The 13,575-nt window shown below is 56.9% G+C and carries 9 protein-coding genes and 1 tRNA gene; 8 read left to right on the top strand and 2 right to left on the bottom strand.

Going from position 1 to position 13,575, the window contains the following annotated elements; genetic code table 11:
* Nucleotides 1-51: 51 nt before the first annotated feature.
* From IPN69_21010 to IPN69_20995, 4 genes are all read left to right on the top strand, one after another.
* Nucleotides 52-127 (top strand) — tRNA-Glu (locus IPN69_21010).
* Between the two features lie 231 nt (nt 128-358).
* Entirely contained in the window at nt 359-2,113 is a 1,755-nt protein-coding gene (locus IPN69_21005; GenBank protein MBK8813188.1) for a tetratricopeptide repeat protein, read from the top strand.
* Nucleotides 2,114-2,920: 807 nt separating this feature from the next.
* Complete coding sequence (gene lnt, locus IPN69_21000; GenBank protein ID MBK8813187.1) at nt 2,921-4,513, top strand: apolipoprotein N-acyltransferase; 1,593 nt, start codon at nt 2,921-2,923, stop codon at nt 4,511-4,513.
* Between the two features lie 13 nt (nt 4,514-4,526).
* Nucleotides 4,527-4,760 carry a hypothetical protein gene (locus IPN69_20995; protein ID MBK8813186.1) on the top strand — a complete coding sequence of 78 codons (234 nt, stop codon included), beginning with the start codon at nt 4,527-4,529 and terminating at the stop codon, nt 4,758-4,760.
* A 145-nt stretch (nt 4,761-4,905) separates the two neighbouring features.
* Here IPN69_20995 and IPN69_20990 read toward each other — a convergent pair whose 3' ends face one another.
* Nucleotides 4,906-5,358 carry a hypothetical protein gene (locus IPN69_20990; protein MBK8813185.1) on the bottom strand — a complete coding sequence of 151 codons (453 nt, stop codon included), beginning with the start codon at nt 5,356-5,358 and terminating at the stop codon, nt 4,906-4,908.
* A gap of 215 nt (nt 5,359-5,573) precedes the next feature.
* On the opposite strand from IPN69_20990, the gene prfB reads away from it, so the two are divergent.
* The 4 genes from prfB (at nt 5,574) to IPN69_20970 (ending at nt 12,269) form a co-directional block, all read left to right on the top strand.
* A complete protein-coding gene (prfB, locus tag IPN69_20985) occupies nt 5,574-6,569 on the top strand; it encodes a peptide chain release factor 2 (GenBank protein MBK8813184.1) in 996 nt (331 codons plus the stop codon).
* Nucleotides 6,570-7,064: 495 nt separating this feature from the next.
* Nucleotides 7,065-9,113 carry a DNA translocase FtsK gene (locus tag IPN69_20980; protein MBK8813183.1) on the top strand — a complete coding sequence of 683 codons (2,049 nt, stop codon included), beginning with the start codon at nt 7,065-7,067 and terminating at the stop codon, nt 9,111-9,113.
* Between the two features lie 210 nt (nt 9,114-9,323).
* Nucleotides 9,324-9,590 carry a helix-hairpin-helix domain-containing protein gene (locus IPN69_20975; protein MBK8813182.1) on the top strand — a complete coding sequence of 89 codons (267 nt, stop codon included), beginning with the start codon at nt 9,324-9,326 and terminating at the stop codon, nt 9,588-9,590.
* 18 nt (nt 9,591-9,608) lie between these two features.
* Nucleotides 9,609-12,269, top strand: a complete 2,661-nt coding sequence (locus IPN69_20970; GenBank protein ID MBK8813181.1) for a ComEC/Rec2 family competence protein — start codon at nt 9,609-9,611, stop codon at nt 12,267-12,269.
* A gap of 50 nt (nt 12,270-12,319) precedes the next feature.
* On the opposite strand, the gene IPN69_20965 is transcribed toward IPN69_20970, so the two are convergent.
* On the bottom strand, nt 12,320-13,456 hold the full coding sequence (locus tag IPN69_20965; protein ID MBK8813180.1) for a hypothetical protein: 1,137 nt from the start codon (nt 13,454-13,456) through the stop codon (nt 12,320-12,322).
* Nucleotides 13,457-13,575: the final 119 nt, after the last annotated feature.

The raw sequence follows: 13,575 nt of genomic DNA, 5'->3' as shown, positions 1-13,575 counted from the left end.
CGCGATCGCGGAACGCGGAGACAGTTTATTTGATCACTTTTCGCAAAATGTGGTCGGTTCGTCTAGGGGTCTAGGACACCGCCCTTTCACGGCGGCGACACGGGTTCAAATCCCGTACCGACTACCATCCATTCTTTATTAGTTCGCATCTCAAGAAATGATTCGCTCTCAACGGAGCGGATCATTTTTTTTGAACCCGTGCCCGCGAAAGGGAGGTTGCCCGCGAATCACGCGAAAGACGCGAAAAACACGATGGAAAATCCTATTTTCGCGTTTTTGGCGTCTTTCGCGGGGCGTTGAATTTACGAATCTATTTCGGGTGTCGCGGCGTTTAACGGCTGTGGGTTATTCTTTAATTATGATCAGGAAGTCTTTATCAGTTCTAATTGTCTGTTTCGCGGCCGGGTTTGCCGCTTTCGGGCAGTCGAATCAGAACGACACGGTTCTCGTGCTGCCGTTCGAGAACGCCTCCGGCAAGGCGGAATTCGGATGGGTCGGCGAGAGTTTCGCTTCGTCGCTGTCGGAACTCCTGAAAGTCCCGAGCCTCAACGTTGTCAGCAACGACGAGCGCAAGATAATCCAGCAGCGTTTGCGCGTCCCGCTGACGATCCTGCCGAGCCTCGCGACGGCGCTCAAGCTCGCGCGCGAGTCGAAGGCGACGATTCTGATCGCCGGACGCTACACGATCTCTCCGGCACAGGGTGAAACGGTGGCTTCGATCAGCGTCACGGCGAAGATCATACGCGTCAACGAAGGGCGGTTCCTGAGCGAAGAATTCCCGGACGGCCGCAAGATCACGCGCGACATCGATCTCAGCGATGCGTTGCTCAACCTGCAGACGATGCAGGGGCAGATGGCCTACCGGATTCTCTATCAGCGCGACAAGGCGCTGCCGTTCCGCTTGAACGACTTTATCGAGCAGGCGAACAAAGTCCCGGCGCGCGCTTTCGAAGCATATATCAAAGGGCTTTTGACGCCCGACTCCGACGCGATCTCGCGCGAGGGTTATCTGAAGAACGCGCTGAGGATCTACGCCGAGGACGAAAAGACCAAGGGCGGAATCTACGCCGATGCGGCGCTCGAACTCGGCCACCACTATCTCGCGTCCCAGAAGTTCGCCGAATCGATCGACGCGTTCGCACGGATTCCCGCCGAGGCTCCGCAGTATGCCGAGTCGGCGTTTTACACCGGACTCATCCATTGGCAACAGCAGAATTACGAACAGGCGCTCGCGGTTTTGCGGCCGCTCGCGGAAGACCTCAAACTGACGAGCGTCTACAACACGATCGGCGCGATCGCGGTGCAGGCGTCGCGGGCCGATAAAAAGAACAAGGCCAAGGCGTCGGCGCTTCTCGCCGAAGGAATCGACCATTTGAAGAAGGCGCTCGATTCGGCGCCGGACGCCGCGGACGTGCGGTTCAATTATGGCTTCGCACTCTTTTTGAACAACCAATACGCCGAATCGGCTCTGCAGCTGCGGCCGGTGCTGGCGATCTCGCCGAAGGACGGCGAGTCGTACTTTTTGCTGGCGAAGGCGACCGAGATACTGAAAGAAGCGAATTCCGCGGATTTCGACAATATGGCACGGCAATTTCTGGTCGCCGGCGACCGCTACGCCAAGCTTCAGGTCGAATGGGGCCGCGCGAAAACGGTCGACACCATCGGTATGCGGATCACGCAGCCACCGCGCAAGGATTTCGTCAGCGTGATCCTTATCAAACGCCAGGCGACGCCGACACCGACTCCGGTCAACGAGACCGAAGCGCTGCTCAACCTGGCGCGCAAGCACTATCGCGACGGCCGCGACGACGAGGCGATCGAGGTTCTTCGACGCGTCCTTGTGAGCGAGCCGATGAGCGCCGAAAGCTACTACCTTCTCGGTATGATCCATATTCGCCGCACGGACTTCGACCAGGCCGTCAGTTCGCTCAAGACGGCGCTCTTCTGGGACAACCGTTTGACCAATGCGTATATCGCGCTGGTCAAGATCTATGTTGACCGCAAAGACTGTCTCCAAGCGCAAAACTATCTGCGTTCGGTCCAGGAGATCGACGGCGAAAATCAGGAAGTTCAAGGCTTGCAACGGATGGTCGAGCGTTGTTCGGCAAAGTGATGCCGATTTGGGAATTGGGATTTGTGATTGCGGATTTGGGGGGCTTCGATACCAAACGCTCCGTCTGCGTCGCGCCAAACCAATCCATCGCGCGGCATAACCGCGGGCATCTCGACCGCTCCGCGGCCGTACCTCCTTACTTCGTGCGGGGTTCTGCATTCTTGCGGCGATTCCGGCTTGTAATTCCGCAACCGATTCGGACTTCTACCAAATAGTGTAAGTGGCGATCTGGGATTGCGGGTGAATAATTCGGTATCGTGCTTCGCTTTCGTTGGCGCGTGATTTGCTAACTGTAATAAACATAAGCAGTTAGGGCAGTTGCCCCAATCCACGATCCAAATTCCCGAATCCCAAATCGCTTTGGCACGCAAAGTGCATTAGCTATAAACGGCTAGCTTGATGCAACTTGATCAAGACCCCGCCGCCACCACTTCTCCGAGCGCGGTTTGCCACTGTGCTTGACCACCTTCCGAGCGTTCCTTCAGTTGTCCTTCCATTTATGAGCCCGATTCGAAAGAGTCGGGCTCACCCGCTTTTAAATCATTTATTTACTTGGGTTTCGACCGCTTTGTCCGGGCTCTTACCGCCACCAAGCCCAATAAAAACGGCTCCAAATCAAATTGACTGAAATTCTTCCAACTTCGGGACGCGCGCCTGACAAAAATCGTCATTTTCGGCTGACAATTTTTGTGGCGTCGTCAGATTGACCGTTCAGACTGAACGGGCCGCGGTCAAATTGAACGAAAACCGCTCAAAACGCCGCGTTCAATCGTTCGGCACCCGCAACTTTGCTAAAATGGCGACGCGATGAAACTCTTTCGGAAATTGCGGGAATTGATGCCGGCGATGCAAAACGCCGCGCTGTCGTTCTTGTCCGCGGTCCTGCTGACATTCGCGTTTCCCGATTTCGAAGCGTGGCCGTTGGCGTTCGTCGCGCTCGTCCCTCTGTTTCTTGCGATCCGTCGCGAGTCGGAATCCGTCGGGCGATCGTTTTCGATCGGCTGGATCTTCGGCACTGCATTCTTTTTCGGCACCTGTTCCTGGCTTACGTTCGCGCCGATCACATACGCTTCGCTGCCGTGGCCGCCGGTTTATTTTCTGATGCTCTGCGCCGCGGCCGGCGCGGGGATCTTCGTCGCCCTCTTTTCCGCCGCCGCGGCATACGTCTTTAGGCGTTTCGGCGCGCCGGCGATCGCGTTTTTTCCGGTTCTTTGGGTGTTCGGCGAATTCCTGCGGATGTGGATTTCGGGCAACAACTGGAACGCGATCGGCTATTCGCTGGCGTTTTCGGGCTCGCCCGCGCTCGCGCTCGCGCGGATGGGCGGCGTTTACCTCGTCGGATTTTATGTCGTCGCGATCAATGCGTTGATCTTCTTTGTGATCTCGACAACCGCATCCCTGATCCGGCGTGAACCCGGCGGGAGTACCGCACGGGGAATCCTCCTCGCAGCCGCGTTCGTCGTTCTGACCGGCGTCGTTGTTGTCGAATCGACTTCGATCCTGCGAGCCGTCCGTCCTATTGAGACGAAGTCCAGTGAAACGTACGTCGTCGCTGTCCAACCAAACGTTCCGATGGACGGACTGACGTTCGAGAAATATCAGCGGCTCCTCAAGAGACATATCGAGCTTGCCGAACAGAAGCTCACAGAGCGCACCGACGACCGGCCGACGCTTGTGGTCTTTCCGGAATCGCCGATGTTGTTCCAATATGGCGACGACGAAAAGCTCCGTGAGTTTCTCAGGCAGTTTGCCGAACGCAACAAAACGGCCGTTCTGTTCAATTCGGCGGAGGCGAGTCCTGACGGGAAGCAGCTGATGAATTCGGCGTTGATGATCAACGACACGGGCGCAAAGGTCGGGCAATACGACAAGATTTTTCTCTTGCCGTTCGGCGAATTCATCCCGTTTCCGGAACCGGTCGCGAGCTGGATGCCGGCGTTCGTCGGGAACTTCAAGAAGGGAAACGAGTACGACCTGTTGCCGGTCGGCGATGCGAAGGCCGGCGTGATGATCTGTTTCGAATCGCATTTTGGCGGACTGTCGAACGAATACGCCCGAAACGGCGCGGACCTGCTGATCGAGATGACGAACGACGGCTATCTCGGCAAAACCGCCGTTCTGCGGCAACATTTGGCGAATTCGGTCTTCCGGGCCGTCGAGACGAACCGTCCGCTGTTGCGTGTGACGAACGTCGGCGTCACGGCGTACATCGACCGGGACGGCACGGTCTCCGATACGCCTGAAGCGTACGCCGAGGCCGCGCGCCTCTGGACGGCGCGAAGGTCCGACGGTTCGCAGACCAACTACGTTCGCTTCGGCGACTTGTTCGCGTGGCTGTGTTCGCTTCTCAGCATCGCGCTCGTTGCAGCTATTCGCTTTCGTCCGGACAGGAGCGGATAGGGAGATTTGGGATTTGGGATTTGGGATTGGGGATTGGGGATTTGCGATTTGGGATTCCAGATTCCAGATTCCAGATTCCAGATTCCAGATTCCAAATTCCAGATTCCGGATTCCAAATTCCAAATTCCAGATTCCAAGATTCCAAGATTCCGGATTCCAAATTCCAGATTCCAAATTGTCGGTACCATCTGCGGTAGAGGTTGTGTCAAAACTCCGATTTGTCTTCGGTTTTATGAATTGCCACTAGCTTCAGCTAGTGGATCGAGATTCAAACCTGATCCCGGCTTTAGCCGCAGTATTGGGCTAAAGCCAAGAAAGTCTTGGGGTTACGCTGCCCACTAGCTGAAGCTAGTGGCAATTAGAAGAAAGCCGTTTGATTTTGATCTATGAACTCAAACTTCTGAAGGTTTCGACACAGCCTCGGTAGCGGATGGTTGAAGATCGGTTGGCATCAATACTTCGGTCCGTGAGTGCCGCAACCAACCATCCGCTACCGCAGATGGTACCGACTCGACGCGATTGCAACGCGATTCGGGATTCCCAGTCTGGAACCCTTGGAATTCTGGAATCTTGGAATCTCGAACCTTAACCTTGGAATTTGGAATCTTGGAATCCTTGGAATCCTTGGAATCCTTGGAATCCTTGGAATCCTTGGAATCGTGGAATCGTGGAATCTGGAATCTGGAATCTTGGAATCCTGGAATCCTGGAATCCTGGAATCCTGGAATCCTGGAATCCTGGAATCTGGAATCTGGAATCCGGAATCGCCATTTTGAGGTTGGTTCGCGCGAAGCGCTCATTGCAACCGGGACGGTTGCGCTCCAATCGCAAATCGCAAATCGCAAATCGCAAATCCCAAATCCCAATTCCCAAATCCCAATTCCCAAATCGTAAATCCCAATTCCGTCGGTTTTTGTGATATAAATTATTGAACTCATTTTTTTCACGAAACACACAATGGAATTATCAGAATTACAATCCAAATTCGAACAATTAAGAGTTAAGGTCGAGCAACTCGGGAGGTTTCTTTGACGCGCCTCGCAAAAGGAACGAGCTCGATATTCTTGAAAAACAAATAGCCGAACCCGACTTCTGGAACGATTCGGAACGGGCCCAAAAGATCGTCCAACAGCGTTCGCGCCTCGAGCGTGCGCTCGGACTGCAGGAAGACTTCGAATCGTCGTTGGGCGATGCCGAAGTGCTGATCGAGTTCTCCGAGACCGATCCCGGATCTTTGACGGAACTTGAAACCGTTCTCGCGCGTTTGGAAGTACAGGTTGCCGAGGCCGAAACGCAGAGCTTGCTCTCCGGCGAAACCGACCCGAACAACGCGATCTGTTCGATCCAGGCCGGCGCCGGCGGCACCGACGCCCAGGATTGGGCGCAGATGCTTCTGCGGATGTATCTCCGCTGGGCGGAGCGGAAAGGCTTCAAGGTCGAGATGATCGACGAGCAATCGGGGAGCGAGGCCGGACTCAAGTCGGCCACCTTCCGCGTCGAGGGCGATTACGCATACGGATTGCTGGCGAACGAGGCCGGAGTCCATCGCCTTGTGCGGATCTCGCCGTTCAACTCGGGTGGCAGCCGCGAGACCAGTTTCGCGTCGCTTTTTGTTTCGCCCGAAATCGACGAAAATATCGAGGTTGACATCCAGGACAAGGATCTTCGCATCGACACGTATCGTTCGTCCGGCGCGGGCGGCCAGCACGTCAACGTCACCGATTCGGCGGTTCGCATCACGCATATTCCGACGAACATCGTCGTGACGTGCCAGAATCAGCGCTCGCAGATCCAGAATCGCGCCGTCGCGATGCAGGTCCTGCGGTCGAAGCTTTACGAACTCGAACTCGAGAAACGACTCGCGGATTCGGCCGAGCTCGAGGCGACGAAGCAGGACATCTCGTTCGGCTCGCAGATCCGAAATTACGTCTTGCATCCATACCGGCTGGTGAAGGACACGCGGACGAAGCTTGAAGTGACCGATGTCGAATCAGTCCTCGACGGCGGGATCGACGGGTTTATCAAGGAGTTCCTGATCTTTAAGAAAGGTGGTTGATCCTTTGCGCGTAGTGCCGCCGGGCCGGAACAGGAAAGAGCGCCGATGACGTCGAAATGATCAGAGAACCAGCAGCAACGATTGAATAAGATGGCAACTGCCGTACGAAAAAAAGCCGAGACCAGAAAGAAGCACACGCACACGAACGAGGTGATCGCCGTGATCCTTGTCGCGTTGGCGTTGCTCGTTTTTCTGTGTCTCGTTTCGTACGATGTCGGCGATCCTACCTTCAACACCTCTTCGACCCAGAAAACGCAGAACTGGATCGGTGTCGTCGGTGCGAACTTCGCCGAGGCGCTGATGTCGGCCGTCGGGGTGATCTCCTATTTGCTTCCCGGATTGGTCGCGCTGATGGCCTGGCGCGTGTTTCGCTCTCAGGATCTGCGGGTTTCCGTTGGGCACGTCATCGGTTACGTCGTCTTCGTTGCGGCGCTGTCCAGCCTCGCGGCGATGTTCGGATTTCACGGCGGCGTGGTCGGCGTCTTTTTCCAACAGATGTTTTTCGGATTGCTCGGCAAGATCGGCACCATCGTGCTCTTGTTTGCCGTCGCGGTCGCGGCGTTGATCCTGATCACCAATCTGTCCCTCGGTTGGTTTTTCGGCACTTTCAGTTTTGCGTTCCGGAATCTGGGCGTTCACATTGCGGAATGGCGCGCCAAGCGCCGCGGACGTGAAAGCATCGCGGCCACAGCTGAAACAAAGGAACTCCCGGTTCCGAAAGCGAAAAAGGAGGCGCCGGTGATCCTGAAGGGCGACACCGTACCGTTTCCGACCAAAGAGGTCAAGATCCGCGAAAGTGTTGCGGCGATTTTCGACGAGCCGAAATCCGAACCCGCGACCGTTCCGGCCGACGATGTCGCGCCGTTCGAACCATCGGAGATCGTCCCGCCGACCATTTCGGGCGCGGACGAACCGGCGATCGATGACGATGCGCCGCCGTTCGAGGACCTGATCGCCGAAAGCGCGAAGATCCCGATCTCGCCTGTGCGTCAGACAGGCGATCTCGAGGCGATCCGGATCGATGACGGCGACCTCGAGCCCGAAGAGTTCAAGCCGGCAAAGAAAATGCGGAACTATGACGGGTATTTGCTTCCGACGACGGATTTTCTTGTTCCGCCGGCGGCGCGCATCGAGCAGAAAGATGAAGAACTGCTCGCGATTGCCGAGGAACTCGCGGAAAAAACGAAGGAATTCAACGTCAACGGCCGCGTGATGCATATTTGCCAGGGCCCGGTCGTCACGACCTACGAGTTCAAACCCGACCCGGGCGTCAAATACTCGCGCGTGACGGGGCTTTCGGACGATCTTTGCCTCGCACTCGAAGCCGAGTCGATCCGCATCGACCGTATTCCGGGCAAAGCCTATGTCGGGATCGAGGTTCCGAACCGCGAACGGGAAACGATCCAGCTCCGTGAGGTGATCGAGTCGCGCAAGTTCAAGGACTCGAATTCGTTGCTGACGATCGCGCTCGGCAAGACCATCGACGGGCTCAACTACATCGCCGATCTGGCGAAGATGCCGCATTTGCTTATCGCCGGCGCGACCGGCGCGGGCAAATCGGTCGGCGTCAACACGCTCGTCGTCTCAGTTCTTTACAAGGCGAAACCGGACGAGGTCAAGTTCATTATGGTCGATCCGAAGCGGCTCGAACTCGGCGTTTACGCCGACATTCCGCATCTCGCGACGCCGATAATCACCGACCCGAAGCGCGCCGCGATCTCCTTGCGGTGGGCGGTTTCCGAGATGGAACGCCGCTACAAGGAACTTGCCGGCTGGGGTGTCCGCAACATCGACGGCTACAACGTCGAGGTCAAGAAACGCAACGCGGCGAAGATGTTCGACGACGACGGAAACCCCTGGCCGACGCTTCCTTACATCGTGATCATCATCGACGAACTTGCCGATCTGATGATGGTTTCGGGAAAGGAAGTCGAAGAGTCGATCACGCGTCTGGCGCAGATGGCGCGCGCGGTGGGAATTCACCTTGTTCTCGCGACGCAGCGTCCTTCGGTCGATGTCATCACGGGCTTGATCAAGGCCAATTTTCCGGCCCGGATCAGTTTCCGGGTTTCTTCAAAGGTCGACTCGCGGACGATCATCGACGCCAACGGTTCGGAACGTCTTCTCGGCCGCGGCGATATGCTTTTCCTGCCGCCGGCGACCTCGCAGCTCGTGCGCGTTCACGGGGCGTTCGTCGATGAAAAGGAGATCCACAAGATCGTCGAACATATCAAGGCGCAGGGCAAACCGGAATACGACACGTCGATCACGAAGACCGACGAGGAACTCGACGATTCCGGCGATCTTCCGGGCCGCAAGGATCCGCTTTTCTGGGACGCAGTCCGAAGTGTCGTCGGCGCGAAACGCGCTTCGACGTCTCTATTGCAACGCCATTTGCGGATCGGATACGGCCGCGCGGCGGCGATTCTCGACGCGATGGTCCGCGAAGGATACATCGGCGAAATGGACGGCAGCACCCGCGCCCGGCCGATCCTTCAGAAGGCTTACGACGACCTCGCCGATCTCGAAGAAATGGGCAGTTAGGCCCGTAGATTTCATCCTCGGTTTTCCACAGATTCCTGTGGAAAACTCTGTGGAAAACCTCTTTTCCACACGGTTAAATGTTGCAATGTAATGAACTTTTAACATTTTGCACATACCCTCGACAAACCAAATATGCAACCTCATAACTCTAATGATTGCAACATTTGCACGGTAACAATTAAGCTTGCGGCTTCACTGATTTTGGCCGTTTTGGCGCTTTGTGGATGCCAAAACGCGCCTAAACAAGGTTTAATTGTTGAATCTAAAGAAAAAGAAGCGACAGAGCGTCTCAACCTCAATACCGCGACGGTCGCCGAGATCGAAAAGCTGCCCGATATCGGACCGAAACTCGCTGCAAAAATCGTTGAACATCGAGAGAAATTCGGACCGTTTCGCAAGACATCGGACGTCATCCTCGTCCACGGAATGAGCGACGGCCGCTTTCGCAAGATCCGAGACGCCGTCACCGTCCGCTAACCCGGACAATCACAATTTATGTTGGACCAATCCTCGCTCAGGGCGTTCTCACGCTTTCCGTTTCTGTGGCTCGTTGCCGCCTTCTCTTCCGGGATCATCGTCGCGAAGTTCGTTTCGATCCCGCTTTGGGCCGCGCTTCCGGTTTGCATCCTCGCGGCCCTCGGCGCCGTCTCGACCGGTCGTTCGTATTCCGGCGGCTATGTGCTTCTCGCATTTTTTGCGGCAGGCGCCGCCGCTTACGCCCTCGACGTCCCGGCTTCGCACCGGATACGTTCGATGTTCGAACGCGGCGCGATCGGCTCCAGGGAACCACTCGAAGTTCGGGGCGTCCTCGTCGCTGAACCCGAAGACGCGGTCGGCGGACGCTTCATCGAGGTTAGCGTCGACTCGGTCGTTGTCCGCGGAGCTCGACAGCGTGCGACGGGGCGCGTCAAGCTCTTTGCGCCGGCGGCAAACCAGGAGATCGAGTCGGATTACAGGAATCTCGGTCTCGGCTATGGAGATATGGTCGATATCGTCGTCCGACTCGACCGTGACGAGAACTTTCGGAATCCCGGAACTGTCTCGCGGATCGCGCAACTCGATGCGCAGTCGATCGACGCAGCCGGGACGATCAAGAGCCCATTTCTGATTACCAAGCTCGAAGCGGGCGGCGGTCCGTTCGAGGTCCTATACCGAGCCCGGAAGAGCCTGATCGGCGCGTTTCGTGAAGCGTTCGGCGTCTCGACGGCCGGCGTGTTGATCGCGTCGCTGCTCGGCAACAAGCAGTTCCTCGACCGCGAGACCGCGGAGCTCTTTCGCGACGGCGGGACGTTTCATATTCTCGTGATTTCCGGGCTTCACATCACATTCATCGGCGGATTGATCGTCGCTATCCTGCATTTCTTGAGGCAAAGCCGCTGGCGACAGCTGCTGATCGCGGGTTCGATGATCTGGGCGTACGCGATTGCCGTCGGCGCCGAGGTTCCGGTTGTCCGCGCGGCGCTGATGTTCTCCGTCGTGCTTTTCGCGCGGGCCATCTACCGGGACGGCAACCTGTTGAATCTGTTCGGAATGTGCGCGTTCGCGATTCTCGTGTGGCGCCCGTCCGAGCTGTTCTCGCCTTCGTTTCAACTGACGTTCGTGAGCGTCGGCGCAATCGTCGCCGCCGCGTTTCCGCTGATCGAGAAGATGCGTGCGATCGGCGAATGGCGACCGACCGCCGAACATCCGTTCCCGCCCAGCGCGCCGCCTTTGCTGATCAGGTTTTGCGAATCGATCTACTGGCGAAGTGAGATCTGGGAGATCGATTCGCGGCGCAATATCTGGTCGGCGAACTTGCTGAAGTCGGGACGTGCGAAGTTCGCGCCGATTTTGGTTCGCTACTTTTTTGAAGGAGTGGTTGTTTCGCTGATCGTGCAGGCGGCGCTTCTGCCTTTGTCCGTCTGCTATTTCAACCGTGTCGCGTTCGGGTCGGTCGCGCTCAATCTTTGGGTCGGGTTTCTTCTCGCGATCGAGAGCTTCGCGGGTCTCGCGGCCTTGGTCGTTTCGCTCTTCAGCGAATACGCGGCGGTTCCGCTGGTCGCGCTGACCGACGCGCTGAACTCCGTCCTTTTGTTCGGACCACGCATGTTCGCGGCGTTTGGACTCGGCGGATTTCGTTCACCGGTCTACACCGGACCGTTCCAGGCGGTCTATGTTCTCTTCTATTTTCCGCTGATCGTCCTGGCGTGGCGTTTGAATCGCTGGAACCCGTTCGAACTTGCGCCACAGCCGCGGGTTCGCAACGGCCGTATGATCACAGCCGCGGTCTGTCTGGTCGCGATCGTCGCGTTTCATCCGTTCAGCGCGCCGCGCGCCGACGGCCGTCTGCGCGTCGATTTCATCGATGTCGGTCAGGGCGATTCGGCGCTTGTCACGTTTCCGAACGGCGAAACTATGCTCATCGACGGCGGCGGACGGCCCAACTATCAAAGACTCAGCGTCGAACGCGTGGACGGGACGAGCGAGCCGTTCGAGCCGGACCGGATGACGATCGGCGAAGCGGTCGTTTCGAGATTTTTGTGGCATCGGGGGCTCTCGCGTGTCGATTATCTCGTCGCGACGCACGCCGACGCCGATCACATTCAGGGCCTGGCGGATGTCGCGCGAAACTTCGCCGTTCGAAACGTGTTCATTGGCCGCGAGGCCCCCGACGACCCCGATTTTCGTGCGCTTGTGAGCGTTCTGAGGGCCAGGGCGATTCCGGTGTCCGAGGTTCGGCGCGGCGCGTTGCTCGACATCGGCGGAGCCCGCGTCGAAGTCCTTCATCCGACCGAAAACGGCGTCAGCGCCACCGGAAACAACGAATCGGTCGTGCTCCGAATCATCTTCGGCGAACGGTCATTTTTGTTCACCGGCGATATTGAATCCGATGCCGAACGAAACCTGATTGCCGACGGGATCGACATCCGCGCCGATGTCGTCAAAGTTCCGCATCACGGGAGCCGCACATCGTCGGTCGCGGCATTCATCGCTCGAACCCGCGCCGTTTACGCTTTGATCCCGGTCGGACTCGAGTCGCCGTTCGGACACCCCGATGGCGAGGTCGTCGAGCGCTGGCGCGATTCCGGCGCGATCGTGACGACGACCGGCGAATCCGGAACGGCCACGTTCTCGACCGACGGACGCGATCTGCTTTTCGATTCTTTCGTCAAATGAAAAAAGCGCTCCGATGCCGAAGCGCTTTTGGGATCGAACCTGTTCGGGAACTAATTCCGGGTAAACTCGAATTCATAGACATCGAGATGCTTGATGAGTTCGCCATCCTCGTATTTGAGGTCAAAATCCAACTTCAAATCCCATTTTCCTTTGCCGATAACGATCTCGTTGTAAGGCAAGAAAACGGTCGCGTCCTTAAAGACGCTCGTCGGGTAACCGGGCTTCATCGCATACAAGATCTCGAGTTCGTCGTCATCGTTCGAATATCCCGAACTGCTGCTCGGCAGGAAACCTCCGTCGGTTTTCATAACACGCACGGCGAGTGCCGAGTCGATGCCCTGAAGTCCCGTAACCTCGAAGCTGACGTGGATGAGCATCCCGCGCTTGCCGCCTTGCGTTACGTTATAGTCGATCCAGACGCGGTTGACGGTTGCGCTGACCGATTCGGAATCGCGTTCGATAACGTCGCTCTTGGTGTACTCAAATGCTTTCTTGGTCAGATCCTGGATCAGCCCGCCTGCCTTGTAGATGATTTTAACGTCCATCCCGAGCGTGTATTTTCCGGGGTTCAGATCGAGTTCGTCGTAAGGCATAAAGACCGTCAGATCATCGTAATCCGTGGAATCGTAACCGGGTTTCATCTCACGATAGACGGCAACATCGCCCGACGAACTGTTGAACTTGTCGTTGCGATCCTTGAGCGGGGCTCCCGCACTGTTCGTAAAGTAGATCGCCAGATACGAATCAAGGCTTCGCATCGAAAGGGTCGTGAACTTGACGTGGATCCGCATCCCGATCTGGCCACCCTCGGTGACGTCGTAATCGATCCAAAGGTTCTTGAAGATCGCGCGCGGGCGACCTGTCGTGGTCGGTGTCGGCGTTTGAACCGTCGTCGGTCCGGCCCGGCGGATCGCCGCGATCAGCGTCGGCGTCGCACCCGCGTTTCGGAGCTCATTTTCAAGATCCGGCGTGAGACGAAACGTCACCCCGGACGCTTCGACCTTTCGCTGAATATAGACGTTGCGCTTCGCCAGCGTACTTGTTTCGGGTGTCGTGCCTTTGGTCTGCAAACCCGTCAGAATCATTGCGAGCGTCAGACGAGACTGGGCCGAAACGCCCTCGATCATCTGCAGCGACCCGACTAACATGGTGCCGAACACCAGTAATAAAGCAAATTTTCGTTTCATAACAATTTCGAATTAATCGACCTAAATTTGAAATCAACCCTCCGGAATCGGACGGACCGTTGGTTTTCTTTTTGCATAATACGTCTCGCGACGTATCGAATCAAGAAAACCACCCGGTT

It is taken from the genome of Acidobacteriota bacterium, assembly GCA_016715115.1.
Taxonomy (GTDB): domain Bacteria; phylum Acidobacteriota; class Blastocatellia; order Pyrinomonadales; family Pyrinomonadaceae; genus JAFDVJ01.
Note: the sequence above shows the minus strand (reverse complement) of the source record. Positions and strands in the feature narration are given on the sequence as shown.